At 62.5% G+C, this 13,836-nt stretch carries 15 protein-coding genes; 3 read left to right on the top strand and 12 right to left on the bottom strand.

Annotated elements, in window-relative coordinates:
• Positions 1–85 precede the first annotated feature (85 nt).
• Together fabA and fabB are read left to right on the top strand one after the other, a co-directional pair.
• Positions 86–601, top strand: a complete 516-nt coding sequence (fabA, locus tag ACFODV_RS15975) for a 3-hydroxyacyl-[acyl-carrier-protein] dehydratase FabA (protein ID WP_379761222.1) — start codon at positions 86–88, stop codon at positions 599–601.
• Between the two features lie 14 nt (positions 602–615).
• The gene (fabB, locus tag ACFODV_RS15980; RefSeq protein WP_379761225.1) at positions 616–1,833 is read left to right on the top strand and encodes a beta-ketoacyl-ACP synthase I; all 1,218 of its coding nucleotides are present in this window, start codon (positions 616–618) and stop codon (positions 1,831–1,833) included.
• Positions 1,834–1,942: 109 nt separating this feature from the next.
• Here fabB and ACFODV_RS15985 read toward each other — a convergent pair whose 3' ends face one another.
• The 4 genes from ACFODV_RS15985 to ACFODV_RS16000 all read right to left on the bottom strand — a co-directional run bounded on the left by ACFODV_RS15985 (position 1,943) and on the right by ACFODV_RS16000 (position 5,754).
• Positions 1,943–2,707, bottom strand: coding sequence for a lysophospholipid acyltransferase family protein (locus ACFODV_RS15985; protein ID WP_379761227.1), 765 nt, complete (start codon positions 2,705–2,707; stop codon positions 1,943–1,945).
• Complete coding sequence (locus tag ACFODV_RS15990; protein ID WP_379761229.1) at positions 2,704–3,597, bottom strand: sugar nucleotide-binding protein; 894 nt, start codon at positions 3,595–3,597, stop codon at positions 2,704–2,706. The genes ACFODV_RS15985 and ACFODV_RS15990 overlap by 4 nt, the downstream gene beginning before the upstream one ends.
• A 36-nt stretch (positions 3,598–3,633) precedes the next feature.
• Positions 3,634–4,251: a single-stranded DNA-binding protein gene (locus tag ACFODV_RS15995; RefSeq protein ID WP_379761231.1), complete on the bottom strand. Its 618-nt coding sequence runs from the start codon at positions 4,249–4,251 to the stop codon at positions 3,634–3,636.
• 114 nt (positions 4,252–4,365) lie between these two features.
• On the bottom strand, positions 4,366–5,754 hold the full coding sequence (locus ACFODV_RS16000) for an MFS transporter (RefSeq protein WP_379761233.1): 1,389 nt from the start codon (positions 5,752–5,754) through the stop codon (positions 4,366–4,368).
• 161 nt (positions 5,755–5,915) lie between these two features.
• Between ACFODV_RS16000 and uvrA the strand changes: the two genes are divergently transcribed.
• Entirely contained in the window at positions 5,916–8,768 is a 2,853-nt protein-coding gene (gene uvrA / locus ACFODV_RS16005) for an excinuclease ABC subunit UvrA (RefSeq protein ID WP_379761235.1), read from the top strand.
• Positions 8,769–8,828: 60 nt separating this feature from the next.
• Here uvrA and rplQ read toward each other — a convergent pair whose 3' ends face one another.
• From rplQ to rplO, 8 genes are all read right to left on the bottom strand, one after another.
• Entirely contained in the window at positions 8,829–9,221 is a 393-nt protein-coding gene (rplQ, locus tag ACFODV_RS16010) for a 50S ribosomal protein L17 (protein WP_379761237.1), read from the bottom strand.
• 39 nt (positions 9,222–9,260) lie between these two features.
• Entirely contained in the window at positions 9,261–10,259 is a 999-nt protein-coding gene (locus ACFODV_RS16015; RefSeq protein ID WP_379761239.1) for a DNA-directed RNA polymerase subunit alpha, read from the bottom strand.
• A 79-nt stretch (positions 10,260–10,338) separates the two neighbouring features.
• Positions 10,339–10,959, bottom strand: coding sequence for a 30S ribosomal protein S4 (gene rpsD / locus ACFODV_RS16020; protein WP_290798486.1), 621 nt, complete (start codon positions 10,957–10,959; stop codon positions 10,339–10,341).
• 12 nt (positions 10,960–10,971) lie between these two features.
• Positions 10,972–11,358 carry a 30S ribosomal protein S11 gene (gene rpsK, locus ACFODV_RS16025; protein ID WP_132044117.1) on the bottom strand — a complete coding sequence of 129 codons (387 nt, stop codon included), beginning with the start codon at positions 11,356–11,358 and terminating at the stop codon, positions 10,972–10,974.
• Between the two features lie 39 nt (positions 11,359–11,397).
• Positions 11,398–11,754, bottom strand: coding sequence for a 30S ribosomal protein S13 (gene rpsM, locus ACFODV_RS16030; RefSeq protein WP_290798479.1), 357 nt, complete (start codon positions 11,752–11,754; stop codon positions 11,398–11,400).
• A 123-nt stretch (positions 11,755–11,877) separates the two neighbouring features.
• Positions 11,878–11,991: a 50S ribosomal protein L36 gene (gene rpmJ / locus ACFODV_RS16035; protein ID WP_008959154.1), complete on the bottom strand. Its 114-nt coding sequence runs from the start codon at positions 11,989–11,991 to the stop codon at positions 11,878–11,880.
• Between the two features lie 77 nt (positions 11,992–12,068).
• A complete protein-coding gene (gene secY, locus ACFODV_RS16040) occupies positions 12,069–13,400 on the bottom strand; it encodes a preprotein translocase subunit SecY (protein ID WP_379761242.1) in 1,332 nt (443 codons plus the stop codon).
• Positions 13,401–13,835 carry a 50S ribosomal protein L15 gene (gene rplO / locus ACFODV_RS16045; protein ID WP_379761244.1) on the bottom strand — a complete coding sequence of 145 codons (435 nt, stop codon included), beginning with the start codon at positions 13,833–13,835 and terminating at the stop codon, positions 13,401–13,403. It abuts the gene before it with no gap.
• Position 13,836: the final 1 nt, after the last annotated feature.

A 13,836-nucleotide genomic window follows, 5' to 3' on the forward strand; every position in this document is an offset into this window, starting at 1 on the left:
GCGTGGACAGTAGACTTGACTACTGTCGCCTGGCGGAGGCCTGTCGCCTGCCGCGCACAATAACTTCGACCTTCGGAATGACCCAGTGACCAAGCAACACTCCTTTGATCGCGAAGAACTGCTGGCCTGCTCCCGCGGCGAGCTCTTCGGCCCCGGCAACGCCCAGCTACCGGCTCCCAACATGCTGATGCTCGACCGCATCACTCGCATCTATGAGGATGGCGGTGACTTCGGCAAAGGCGAGCTGATCGCCGAACTGGACATCGACCCCAAGCTGTGGTTCTTCGAGTGCCACTTTCCTGGCGATCCGGTGATGCCCGGATGTCTAGGTCTGGACGCCATGTGGCAGCTGGTCGGTTTCTACCTGGGCTGGCTGGGCCATCCAGGGCGCGGACGCGCCCTGGGCTGTGGCGAAGTCAAGTTCACTGGCCAGATACTGCCCGAGGCCGGTAAGGTCACCTACAAGATCGACATCAAGCGCATCATCACACGGCGCCTGATTCTCGGCATCGCCGACGGCACCGTGTCGGTCGATGGCCGCGACATCTACCAGGCCACCGATCTACGCGTGGGCCTGTTTACTTCCACCGCGAACTTCTGAATCAGGAGGCTTCCATGCGACGAGTGGTAGTCACCGGCCTGGGCATCGTGTCCTGCCTGGGCAACGACCGTCAGGCTGTGATCGAGGCACTCAGGGAAGGGCGCTCGGGTATTCGCTTCAAAGATGAGTACGCCGAGCGCGGATTCCGCAGCCAGGTTGCCGGCAGCGTAGACATCGACCTTGACGCCTTGATCGACCGCAAGCTGCGACGTTTCATGGGCGATGCTGCGGCCTACGCCTATGTCTCCATGGCCCAGGCCATCGAGGACTCGGGGTTAGCGCCGGAGATGGTCTCCAGCGAGCGTACCGGCCTCATCGCCGGCTCTGGAGGCGCCTCCAGCGCCAATCAGGTGGAGGCCGCCGATCTGATGCGCGAGAAAGGACTCCGCCGCGTTGGTCCCTACCGGGTCACCCGCACCATGGGCAGCACCGTCTCCGCGTGTCTGGCCACGCCGTTCAAGATCAAGGGGGTCAACTACTCTATCTCCTCGGCCTGCGCCACCTCGGCCCACTGCATCGGCAGCGCCGTGGAGCAGATCCAGATGGGCAAGCAGGACGTGGTCTTCGCCGGCGGCGGCGAAGAGGAGCACTGGACCCTCTCCTGCCTGTTCGACGCCATGGGCGCGCTTTCCACCCAGTATAACGACACCCCCGACAAGGCCTCGCGGCCCTATGACCAGGCCCGCGACGGTTTCGTCATCGCCGGTGGCGGCGGCATGGTCGTTCTCGAGGAGCTGGAGCACGCCCGCGCACGGGGCGCGAAGATCTATGCGGAAGTCGTTGGCTACGGCGCCACCTCCGACGGCCACGACATGGTCGCGCCCTCCGGCGAGGGCGCGGTGCGCTGCATGCGCCAGGCCATGGCCACGGTGGAAGGCAAGATCGACTACATCAATACCCACGGCACCTCTACGCCGGTGGGCGACGTGGCCGAGCTCAAGGCGATCCGTGAGGTGTTCGGCGATACTACGCCGGCCATGAGCTCCACCAAGTCGCTCACAGGTCACTCGCTGGGTGCCACCGGCGTGCAGGAGGCGATCTACTCGCTGCTGATGATGGAGAACGATTTTATCGCCGCCTCGGCCAACGTCGATACCCTGGACGAACAGGCCGACGGCTTTGATATCGTTACCCAGTGTCGCGACAACGTGAAGATTAATCGCGTACTCTCCAACAGCTTCGGCTTCGGCGGTACCAATGCCTGTCTGGTGCTGGAGAAGTTTACAAACTGACGCGACATGAATGAGCCCCACGGGCCGATCAAGCGTCGGTCCAACGCAAGGAGGCGCCCCACGGGGCGCCTCCTTGCGTTGGTTAATCTGGCGTTGGTGAGCCTTCGCCTCAGACCGCGTTTTTCTCGACGTTAACCGCCGGTGTCGGTGAGGCCGGCCGCGGCACATCGGAGATCTCGATAAGAGTCGTCTCTATCCAGGTTTCCACATCCACCAGCACCTCTTCCGGGGTGCGTCCGGTGGTCTGGATGGGTTCGCCCACCACCAGCGACAGGCGCCCAGGGTTCTTGACCCAATGGCGCCCCGGCCAGCGCTCGCCGGCATTGTGGGCTATCGGCACCACCGGCACGCCGGCGCGACAGGCAATCACCGGGCCGCTCTTGTTGTAGCGCTTGCGTTCCCCCGGCGCGACCCGTGTGCCCTCAGGAAAGATCAGCACCGAGAGCCCCTCTTCCAGGCGCTGCTTGCCCTGGGTGAGCACCTGCTTCATGGCCCGGGCAGGCCTGCTGCGATCCAGGGCGATAGGGTGCAGCAGGCGCAGCCCCCAGCCGAAGAGCGGAATATGCAGCAGCTCCTGTTTGAGCACGGTGCAGATCGGCGGCTTGAGGACCTGGAGGTAGATGGTCTCCCACTCGCTCTGATGGTTGGATACGATCACGCAGGGACCCGCAGGCAGGCGCTCGCGTCCACGGATCTCATAGCGCACCCCGCACACCCACCGAAACCAGGCGGTGATCAAATGATTGTAGACGTTGAGCAGGCGGTAGCGGCTACTCAACGGCAACAGGGGCGCAAGCGGCACGAACAGTAGGCCGCACACCAGCATGATAAGAAAGTAGCCTATATAGAAGAGCAGGCTGCGCAGGGCATTCATGGCAGTAATGCCCCCTCCGGCGGTTCATGGCAGCGATAGCTGTCATCGCACCAGGCGTCGAGCATCCGCCCCACCTCTAGCCGCCAGGGTTTCTGGTGGACGCCGAACACCTCGAGCACGCGTCGGCAATTGAGCACCCGTCGCAGAGGATGGTCGTGATGGTGGTGCATGGCCTTCACCTCTCCCAGCGAAGCCGGCTTGCCGAGACCCTCGAGACGGGTGGCAAGCTGCGTGCGCACCATGGAAACGAAAGTGTAGACACTGACTGGCTCAGTGCCGGCCAGGTGGTAGCTGCCCCAGGCATCGGCACCGCAGTGCTGCTGCTGGAGCATACCGATCAGCGACATGGCTACGGCGTCGACGGAAGTGGGACAGCAGGTGACGTCGGCCTCGCCACGCACCTCCCGGCCGGCCACCAGGGTGTCGACCAGCTCCCCCAGCCAGGCGTGGCCGCCCTCGAGAGCAAACAGTGGACCCAGGCGCACAATCAGGTGCCGCGGGCACTCCGCGCGGATGCGATCGCCGGTCACCACCAGGCGGCGCAGACTCTCGTCCCGAGGGCGCGGGATAACGTGCTCATCGATGGGTTCGGCGAAACCGTCCTCGTAGAGCTGGTCGGAGACGCACCACACCAGAGGCACGCCGGCCTCCCGACACGCCTCCATACATTGCTCCACCACCGCGGCATGGACAGTCACTTCGGCCGGCGCAGCCTGAATGGGACGCGACAGAGGTGGAATGATCAGCGCATCCGGCGCCACCTTGGCGAGCCGATCGGCGTTCACCACACAGCCGGTATCAATGATCAGTTCAGTATCGCTGCGCCGATTGGCTTCCCGGGCCAGCGCCAGGCTCAGGCAATGGCCGGCATCCAGTATCAGCAGCTTCACTCGTGCTCCTCCCTGCGCCTGGCAGATGGCTCCGTTCTAAAACGGAATCTCGTCATCAAAGTCGTCGAAGCTGCCCGGATCCGGCGCCCCATAGTTGCCCTGCTGGTTGCCCTGCTGGTTGCCCTGCTGACCGCTCTGTGGCTGCCCTGCCGGCGGGGTCGGAGCAGGACGCTGCTGAGGGTGAGCCGGCTGCTGGGGCTGACCACCATAGCCACCGCCCTGCTGCTGGGGCTGACCGCCATAGCCTCCCTGCTGAGGAGCACCACCGTATTGGCCGCTCTGGGGTGCGCCGCCGCCCTGGGCGTCACCGCCGCCACTCCGAGAATCGAGCATCTGCATGTCGTTGACGACAATCTCGGTGCTGTAGCGGTCCTGGCCGTCCTGCCCCTGCCATTTGCGGGTCTGCAGACGGCCCTCGACGTAGATCCGCGAGCCCTTCTTGAGGTACTGCTGGCCGATCTCCGCCAGTTTGTTGAACATCACCAGAGTGTGCCATTCGGTGCGCTCCTGGCGCTGGCCGGACTGCTTGTCCATCCAGGTATCGGTGGTGGCAAGCCGCAGGTTGGCCACCGGGGCCCCGGAGGGTAGAAAGCGAACCTCGGGATCTTGTCCCAGGTTGCCGATCAGAATGACCTTGTTGACGCCACGGGCCATGTTGGACTCCTTGCTGTCATGAATTCATGTGGCTGCAGGCAGGCCTGAAGGATGGCGCATCTAGCGCCTGCTTGCGAGCCAAGTCGTTGCGAGACACTTGTTGCGAGCCGGCCATCAGGCCCGCTCCTTGCCATTATCGATCACTCTTGCCAGGGCTTCTTCATCGAGGTGCCGGCGGTCAACCTTGAGGTAGGCCAGCCGATCCTCGGGGACCACCAGCACGTCTTCGACGCCGGCCACCTCGGCGAAGCGGGCCGCCAGACTCTCGAGTGCCGCACCTTGGTGCTCGTCGTCCAGGGCCACCACTTCGCTGGCCAGGTGTGGCGGCGGTGTCATGCCCGCCATCAACGCCAGCCACACCACTCCCAGCAGACCACAGCCGACGAACACCGCGGCCAGCCCCCACTGCTGGGCCAGAAAGCCGCCAAGCACCCCGCCCAGGAAGGCCCCCAGAAACTGACTGGTGGAGTAGACCCCCATGGCGGTCCCCTTGGCCCCGGCCGGCGCCAGCTTGCTGAGCATCGACGGCAGGGTCGCTTCGAGTAGATTGAAGGCGATGAAAAACAGCAGCAGCCAGCCCCATAACCCCCAGAGACTGCCCTCCAGGCCGGCCAAACCGCCAAGGCTTAGGGTAATGGCGCCGATGGCCAGCAGACACATCGCCTTCATCTGACGGCGCTTCTCGGCCAGGATCACCAGCGGCACCATCCCGGCGAAGGCCAGCAGCATGACGCCAAGGTAGGTGAGTCCATGACGCTCCACCGCGATCCCGGCCTCCAGCAGCCGGAAGGGCACGGCAACAAAGATCGCCATCAGGATCAGGTGCAGGGCGAAGATAGACAAATCCAGACGTAGCAGCTCGTGGCGCCCCAGGGTCGCAGCCAGCTGGCTGCGCTCGATGCCGACGTCGCGATGCTGAAGGCGGCGCGGCGCGGGTGGGACAAGCTTCCATAGCACTGCTATGCCAAGCAAAGCCAATGCCGCGGTGAACCAGAACACCGAAGAAAGTCCGAAACCGGCGGCCAGCCAGGGACCCAGCACCATGGCCAGGGCAAAAGCCACGCCGATGGACAGCCCGATAGTGGCCATCGCGGCGGTGCGCACCTGCTCGCGGGTCTGGTCGGCGAGCAGCGCCATGATGGCGGCGGCCACCGCTCCGCTACCCTGCAGGGAGCGGCCCGCAATCACCCCGCCGATGGACTCGGCGTTCGCCGCCACCACGCTGCCCATCATGAACAACACGAGACCGAAAGCGATCACCGGCTTGCGACCAATGCGGTCGGAGAGAGCGCCGAAGGGTATCTGCAACAGCGCTTGGGTAAGACCGTAGACGCCCAGTGCCAGCCCTACCAGCAGCGGGGTAGCACCGCTCAAATCGTCGGCGTAGAGGGCCAGCACCGGCAGCACCATGAACAGGCCCAGCATGCGCGTCGCGTAGAGGCTGGCCAGCCCTGTGATGGCGCGCCGCTCGCTGGGCAGCAGAAGCCCGGAAACCTTTCGCATAGGGATGATGACGTTCCATGCTCGGGTGCGATGCACCCTTGAGTGAGTCGCATATTCTAGCGGCTCGCTGCCACCCAGGGAAAGCCGTGCCCGGACCGCACTTTGCCGCCACGGCAGCCTGCCCCGTATAATGGATCTTTTGCCGTGCGCCCGAGGTGGGAATGGACAAGATTCTGGTGAGGGGTGCTCGCACCCACAACCTGAAGGATATCGATGTCGAGCTGCCCCGCGACAGGCTAATCGTGGTGACCGGGCTCTCTGGCTCGGGCAAGTCGTCGCTGGCCTTCGACACCCTCTACGCCGAGGGACAGCGCCGCTACGTGGAATCGCTCTCTACTTATGCCCGACAATTTCTGTCGATGATGGAGAAGCCCGACGTCGACCATATCGAGGGGCTGTCACCGGCGATCTCCATCGAACAGAAGTCCACCTCTCATAACCCACGCTCTACCGTGGGCACCATCACCGAGATCTACGACTACCTGCGCTTGCTGTTCGCCCGCACCGGCACTCCCCGGTGCCCGGAGCACGGCGAGGACCTGGAGGCCCAGACGGTCTCCCAGATGGTCGACCAGGTGCTGTCGCTCTCCGAGGGCAGCAAGCTGATGCTGCTGGCACCGGTTGTCAAAGGGCGCAAGGGCGAACACCTGCAGCTGCTTGCCGAACTGCGCGCTCAGGGTTTCGTGCGCGCCATGGTGAACGGTCAGGTGCTCGAACTCGATGATATTGCGCCTCTGGACAAGAACCGCAAGCACGACATCAGCGTGGTGGTAGATCGCATCAAGGTCCGCGATGGCCTGCAGCAGCGTCTGGCGGAATCCTTCGAGACCGCCCTGAATCTTTCCGACGGCATCGCCATGGTCCATTTCATGGACGGCGAGCAGGATGACATCGCCTTCTCCGCGCGCTTCGCCTGCCCGGTATGCGGCTACTCCATCGCCGAGCTTGAGCCGCGCATGTTCTCCTTCAACAACCCCGCCGGCGCCTGCCCTAGCTGTGAGGGGCTCGGCGTGCAGCAAGTGTTCGATCAGGACAAGCTGATCAGCCACCCGGAGCTTTCCCTGGCCGAGGGTGTCATCAAGGGCTGGGACCGCCGCAGCGTGTTCTACTTCAATCAGCTGCAATCGGTGGCGGAGCACTATCGCTTTACCCTCGAGACCCCCTGGCAGGAACTGGCACGTCACGAGCGCGAGGTGATCCTCCACGGCAGCGGTAACGACGAGATTGCCTTCCACTACGTCAATGACCGTGGCCGCAAGGTGACCCGCCAGCACCCCTTCGAGGGGGTACTGCCCAACCTGCAGCGCCGTTACCGCGAGACGGAATCCAACATGGTGCGCGAGGAGCTGGCACGCTACATCGCCGTGCAGCCCTGCCCGACCTGCCAGGGTTCGCGGCTACGCAAGGAATCGCGCCACGTCTTCATCGACGAGCGCAATCTGCCGGAGATGGTTCGCCTGCCCATCGGCGAGGCGTGGCACTACTTCAAGGCCCTGGCACTGCCGGGGCGGCGCGGCGAGATTGCCGTGAAGATCATCAACGAGATCCACGCCCGACTGGAGTTTCTGGTTAACGTAGGCCTCGACTATCTGACGCTGGAACGCAGCGCCGAGACACTCTCCGGCGGCGAGGCACAGCGCATCCGCCTGGCCAGCCAGATCGGCGCTGGCCTGGTGGGCGTCATGTATATCCTGGACGAGCCCTCCATCGGCCTGCATCAGCGGGACAATGACCGCCTGCTCAAGACCCTGGAGCGTCTGCGCGACCTGGGCAATACCGTGATCGTCGTGGAGCACGACGAAGAGGCCATCCGCGCGGCAGATCATGTGCTGGACATCGGACCGGGCGCGGGCGTGCACGGCGGGCGTATCGTCGCCCAGGGCACCCCCGAGGCGGTGATGGCCAACCCCGACTCCCTCACCGGCCAGTACCTGGTTGGAACGCGACGCATCGAGGTGCCGCCGTGGCGAATTCCCGGCAACCCGGAGAAGGTCCTGCGCCTGGTAGGGGCGACCGGCAACAACCTTCAGGATGTGACTCTCGAGCTGCCACTGGGGCTGTTCATCTGCGTCACCGGAGTGTCGGGCTCCGGCAAATCGACCCTGATCAATGCGACACTGATGCCCATCGCCGCTCGCGAACTCAACCACGCCACCAGCCTGACGCCAGGACCCTACCAGCGTATCGAAGGGCTCGATCAGCTCGACAAGGTGATCGATATTGACCAAAGCCCCATCGGGCGCACCCCGCGCTCCAACCCAGCCACCTATACCGGCATCTTCACGCCGATCCGCGAGCTCTTTTCCGGCACACAGGAAGCCCGAGCACGGGGCTACAAACCGGGGCGCTTCAGCTTCAACGTCAAGGGCGGGCGCTGCGAGGCGTGCCAAGGCGAGGGGATGATCAAGGTGGAGATGCATTTCCTGCCGGACATCTACGTCCCCTGCGACGTCTGCAAGGGCAAGCGCTACAACCGCGAGACGCTTGAGATCCAGTACAAGGGCAAGAGCATCGATGAGGTGCTGGGAATGACGGTAGAGGAAGCGCTGGCGTTCTTCAGCCCGGTGCCGGCCATCGCCCGGCGTCTACAGACCCTGCTCGATGTGGGGCTCTCCTACATTCGCCTGGGCCAGAGCGCCACGACCCTCTCCGGCGGTGAGGCACAGCGGGTCAAACTGGCTCGTGAACTTGCCAAACGCGACACCGGCAAGACGCTGTATATCCTCGACGAGCCCACCACCGGGCTACACTTTGAGGATATTCGTCAGCTGCTCACCGTGCTCCATCGCTTGCGCGACCACGGCAATACCATCGTCGTGATCGAACACAACCTGGACGTGATCAAGACCGCGGACTGGGTGGTGGATCTGGGACCCGAGGGCGGCTCCGGCGGCGGGCGCATCATCGCCGAGGGCACCCCGGAAAAAGTAGCGACGATGACTGCCTCCCACACTGGCCGTTTCCTCAAGCCGCTGCTGGAACGCGCCCTGCAACACAAGGCCGAGCCTGCATAAAAAACCGGCCCCTCGAGAGGGGCCGGTTTAGCGTTCCGTAGCCGGAAGTGCCATCGAGGATCACTCCTCGACAGCGGCTTCCTCGACCTCGACGACCGGGCGGTCAACGAGTTCGACATAGGCCATGGGCGCATTGTCGCCGGTGCGGAAGCCGCACTTGAGAATACGGATGTAACCACCCGGACGCTCGACGTAACGCGGACCCAGTTCGCTGAACAGCTTGCCGACCGCTTCCTTTGAACGGGTACGGGCAAAAGCCAGACGGCGATTGGCAACGCTATCCTGCTTGGCCAAGGTGATGAGCGGCTCGATAACGCGACGCAGCTCCTTGGCCTTGGGCAGGGTTGTCTTGATGACTTCGTGCTCGATCAACGACACGCTCATGTTCTTGAACATGGCCTGGCGGTGCGAGCTGGTCCGATTGAGATGACGACCACTCTTACGATGACGCATGGGTGTGATTCCTTACCAAACTGGGACTCGAGTCGGCGCTCACGCAGAGGCCTTGTCGTCCTTCAGGCTAGCCGGCGGCCAGTTTTCCAACCGCATGCCCAGTGAAAGACCGCGCGCTGCCAGAACGTCCTTGATCTCGTTCAGGGACTTCTTGCCGAGATTCGGCGTCTTCAACAGCTCCACCTCGGTGCGCTGGATCAGATCGCCGATATAATAGATATTCTCGGCCTTGAGGCAGTTGGCGCTGCGAACTGTCAACTCGAGATCGTCTACAGGGCGCAGCAGGATCGGATCGATGTGATCCTCTTGCTCCTCCACTTCCTGTTCCTTATCGGCTTCCAGATCGACAAACGCGGCCAGCTGATCTTGCAAGATGGTCGCGCTGCGACGGATCGCCTCTTCGGGATCCAGGGTGCCGTCGGTTTCCAAGTTGATGATCAACTTGTCGAGATCGGTGCGCTGTTCAACACGCGCGGCCTCGACGGAATAGGAAACCCGACGCACGGGGCTGAAGGTCGCATCCAGCTGCAGGCGGCCGATGGCACGAGACTCATCGTCAGCTCCGAGACGCGCGTCCGCCGGCTCATAGCCGCGGCCGAGCGCCACCTTGATCTGCATCTTGAGCTCGGCGCCCTCGTTGACGTGGGCGATGATGTGCTCGGGATTGACGATCTCGACGTCGTGGTCGAGAGCGATGTCACCCGCGGTAACGACGGCAGGGCCCTGCTTGTTCAGCGAGAGCACCGCCTCATCGCGGCTGTGCATCTTGATCGCCACGTCCTTGAGGTTCAGGAGAATTTCAATGACATCTTCCTGGACCCCTTCGATCGCGCTGTACTCGTGATCGACACCGCTGATCTCGGCTTCCACCACGGCACAGCCGGGCATGGACGAGAGCAGGATGCGACGCAGTGCGTTGCCCAGAGTGTGGCCGAAGCCACGCTCGAAGGGCTCGAGCACGATCTTGGCGTGATGTGCGCTGATCTCTTCGACCTTGATGTCGCGAGGGCGAAGAAACTCGGTCACTGAACGCTGCATATGTACACCTTTCAGGCTGCCAAACGGATACTCGGTACTCTGAGCCGGCCCCACTCAGGGGGCCGGGCGCTAGCAGCGCTTACTTGGAGTACAGCTCGACGATCAGGGCCTCGTTGATGTCAGCCATCAGGTCGCCGCGCTCGGGCAGCGCCTTGAACGTGCCTTCCATCTTCTTGGCGTCGATCTCGATCCAGGCCACATCGCCGCGGTTGGCGGCCAGGGCCAGGGCACTCTGGATGCGAGCCTGGTTCTTCGACTTTTCGCGAACGGAAACCACGTCACCAGGCTTGACCTGATAAGAGGCGACGTTGACGGTCTTGCCGTTCACGGCGATGGCCTTGTGACTGACCAGCTGCCGAGCTTCGGAGCGGGTCGAGCCGTAGCCCATGCGGTAGACGACGTTGTCCAGCCGGGATTCGAGAAGCTGCAGCAACACTTCGCCGGTAGCGCCCTTGAGACGGGCCGCTTCCTTGTAGTAGTTGCGGAACTGCTTCTCGAGTACGCCATACATGCGACGTACTTTCTGCTTCTCGCGAAGCTGCAAGCCGTATTCGGAAATACGCTGACGGCGCTGGCCGTGCACACCCGGAATCTGCTCGGATTTGCACTTCTTCTCGAAGGGAGTCACACCGCTCTTCAGAAAGAGGTCGGTGCCCTCACGACGAGACAGTTTGCACTTCGGTCCAATATAACGAGCCATGAATCTGTCTCCTTAAACGCGGCGTTTCTTCGGCGGACGGCAGCCATTATGGGGAATGGGCGTCGCGTCGATAATGCTCTGCACGCGGAAGCCGGCGGCATTGAGCGCGCGCACGGCGGATTCACGGCCAGGACCTGGGCCCTTGACCAGCACGTCGACGTTTTTCACACCATACTCGGCTGCAGCAGTCGCTGCACGCTCGCTTGCTACTTGAGCAGCGAACGGGGTGCTCTTGCGAGAACCACGAAAACCCGAACCACCGGCTGTCGCCCAAGAGAGAGCGTTGCCCTGGCGGTCTGTGATCGTAATGATCGTGTTGTTAAAAGAGGCGTGGATATGCGCGACGGCATCCACCACCTGCTTTTTAACCTTCTTGCGATTGCTACGCGGGTTAGCCATGTTGATGATTCTTCCTGTCTTTACGCCAGAACGTGCGTGTTATTTGCGGATCGGCTTGCGCGGGCCCTTGCGGGTACGCGCATTGGTCTTAGTACGCTGACCACGCAGCGGAAGACCACGACGATGACGCAGACCACGGTAGCAACCCAGATCCATGAGACGCTTGATATTAAGCGTGACATCACGGCGAAGGTCGCCCTCTACGGTATATTTGCCGACCTCGGAACGCAGGGTGTCTAGCTCTTCGCTTGACAGCTCCTGGATCTTGGTGGTCGACGTGATGCCGGACGCAGCACAGATTTCCTGTGCACGAGTACGGCCAATCCCGAAGATATAGGTCAGCGAGATCGCCGCATGCTTGTTGTCCGGGATATTGACGCCTGCAATACGGGCCATCAGCTTACTCCGAAATTTGAGCGGCTTGCTCGTTGGGTCATCTTTAAAAGGCGCAACAGCATATCTCTTTCCCTGCGACAGGGCAAGAGACATGCCGGCGCCGGTACATCGCAGCGCAGGGAATTAGCCCTGACGTTGCTTGTGCCGCGGTTCGCTGCAGATGACGCGGACAGCGCCATTGCGACGAATGATCTTGCAGTTGCGACACATTTTCTTAACGGAAGCTCGAACTTTCATCGTTCCATCTCCAAGGTTGGCTCGCGCCGCGAGCCGATGTTTCAGCTCGCGGCACGCCAATTCAGGTGCGGCGCGTCTCAGCGCATCATGCCGCCGCTACCGTAGCCTTTCAGGTTGGACTTCTTCATCACCGACTCATATTGATGCGACATGAGATGCGACTGCACCTGAGCCATGAAATCCATGATGACCACTACCACGATCAGCAGCGCCGTGCCGCCAAAGAAGAACGGCACGTTCCACGCCACGATCAGGAACTGAGGCATCAGGGAAACCGCGGTAATGTACATGGCGCCGAACAGGGTCAGACGAGTCATGACCTTGTCGACATAGCGAGCGGTCTGCTCGCCAGGACGAATCCCCGGCAGGAAGGCACCAGACTTCTTCAGATTGTCGGCGACGTCCTTGGGATTGAAGACCAGCGCTGTGTAAAAGAAGCAGAAGAATATCACCGCCGCGGCAAAAAGCAAGATATGCAGCGGCTGGCCAGGGCCCAGAGCCTGGGACGCTCGCTGGAGCCACTCGAGACCTTCGCCACTTCCCACCCATTGACCCAGCGAAGCCGGGAACAACAGGATGCTGGAGGCGAAGATCGCAGGGATAACTCCCGCCATATTCACCTTCAGAGGCAGATAGCTACTCTGGCCGGCATACATCTTGTTGCCAACCTGGCGCCGAGGGTAATTCACGGTGATACGCCGTTGACCGCGCTCGATAAACACCACGAAAGCAACAGTAGCGACGCCCAGTACGGAGAGACCCAGCAGCGGAAGCACATTCCAGGCGCCTTCGTTGCGAGCCAGCTCAAAGGCCTGCCCCACGGCACTCGGCAGTCCGGCAACGATACCCGAGAAAATCAGCAGCGAGATACCGTTGCCAATGCCCTTCTCGGTAATCTGCTCACCCAGCCACATCAGGAACACTGCACCGGTCACGAAGGTGACGATCGCGGTGAAGAAGAAACTGAAATCTGCCGAGTAGGCAACTCCCTGATTGGCCAGACCAACCGACATACCCGTGCCCTGAACCAGGGCCAACGCCACGGTGAGGTAGCGGGTGTACTGGCTGATCTTGCGCCGACCGCCCTCGCCTTCCTTCTTGAGCTGTTCAAGATGAGGCGATACGGCAGTCATCAGCTGCATGATGATCGATGCCGAGATGTAGGGCATGATGCCCAGCGCCATGATGCTCATCCGCTCCAGGGCGCCACCCGAGAACATGTTGAACATGCCCAGGATGGTGCCCTGCTGCTCCCTGAACAAGGCAGCAAGCTGGTCAGGATTCATACCGGGCACGGGGATGTGGGCACCGATCCGGTACACCACGATGGCGAGGAGCACGAAGCGCAGGCGCGCCCAGAGTTCACCCAGACCGCTGCCCGTCGCCGGCATTTTTCCTGACTTGGCCATTTAGTCCTCTACCTTGCCGCCGGCGGCTTCGATTGCGGCCCGGGCACCCTTGGTGACCTTGATGCCGCGGACCGTAACCGCCTTGTTCAGTTCGCCGGACAGGATCACCTTCGCATGCAGCGTGGCGTCCTTCAGCACGTTGGCTTGCTTGAGGGTCTCCAGGGTGACCTCATCACCTGCCACCTTGGCGAGCTCACCCAGACGGACTTCTTCGGAAACCAGCGACTTCATGGAGGTGAAGCCGAACTTCGGTAGACGCCGCTGCAGGGGCATCTGGCCGCCTTCGAAGCCGGGCTTGACGCTACCGCCACTGCGCGACTTCTGGCCCTTGTGGCCACGGCCGCCGGTCTTGCCCAGACCGGAACCGATGCCACGACCGACACGCTTTGCAGCGTGCTTTGAACCCGGAGACGGGCTCAGGCTATTGAGTTTCATG

Origin of the sequence: Halomonas tibetensis (genome assembly GCF_042643535.1) — a bacterium.
GTDB lineage: Bacteria > Pseudomonadota > Gammaproteobacteria > Pseudomonadales > Halomonadaceae > Halomonas > Halomonas tibetensis.

What these genes read in the sequence shown, in the direction of transcription:
- fabB (WP_379761225.1), top strand. Translation starts at nt 616, where the DNA reads ATGCGACGAGTGGTAGTCACCGGCCTGGGCATCGTGTCCTGCCTGGGC.
- ACFODV_RS15985 (WP_379761227.1), bottom strand. Translation starts at nt 2,707, where the DNA reads ATGAATGCCCTGCGCAGCCTGCTCTTCTATATAGGCTACTTTCTTATC.
- ACFODV_RS15995 (WP_379761231.1), bottom strand. Translation starts at nt 4,251, where the DNA reads ATGGCCCGTGGCGTCAACAAGGTCATTCTGATCGGCAACCTGGGACAA.
- ACFODV_RS16000 (WP_379761233.1), bottom strand. Translation starts at nt 5,754, where the DNA reads ATGCGAAAGGTTTCCGGGCTTCTGCTGCCCAGCGAGCGGCGCGCCATC.
- uvrA (WP_379761235.1), top strand. Translation starts at nt 5,916, where the DNA reads ATGGACAAGATTCTGGTGAGGGGTGCTCGCACCCACAACCTGAAGGAT.
- rplQ (WP_379761237.1), bottom strand. Translation starts at nt 9,221, where the DNA reads ATGCGTCATCGTAAGAGTGGTCGTCATCTCAATCGGACCAGCTCGCAC.
- ACFODV_RS16015 (WP_379761239.1), bottom strand. Translation starts at nt 10,259, where the DNA reads ATGCAGCGTTCAGTGACCGAGTTTCTTCGCCCTCGCGACATCAAGGTC.
- rpsD (WP_290798486.1), bottom strand. Translation starts at nt 10,959, where the DNA reads ATGGCTCGTTATATTGGACCGAAGTGCAAACTGTCTCGTCGTGAGGGC.
- rpsK (WP_132044117.1), bottom strand. Translation starts at nt 11,358, where the DNA reads ATGGCTAACCCGCGTAGCAATCGCAAGAAGGTTAAAAAGCAGGTGGTG.
- rpsM (WP_290798479.1), bottom strand. Translation starts at nt 11,754, where the DNA reads ATGGCCCGTATTGCAGGCGTCAATATCCCGGACAACAAGCATGCGGCG.
- rpmJ (WP_008959154.1), bottom strand. Translation starts at nt 11,991, where the DNA reads ATGAAAGTTCGAGCTTCCGTTAAGAAAATGTGTCGCAACTGCAAGATC.
- secY (WP_379761242.1), bottom strand. Translation starts at nt 13,400, where the DNA reads ATGGCCAAGTCAGGAAAAATGCCGGCGACGGGCAGCGGTCTGGGTGAA.
- rplO (WP_379761244.1), bottom strand. Translation starts at nt 13,835, where the DNA reads ATGAAACTCAATAGCCTGAGCCCGTCTCCGGGTTCAAAGCACGCTGCA.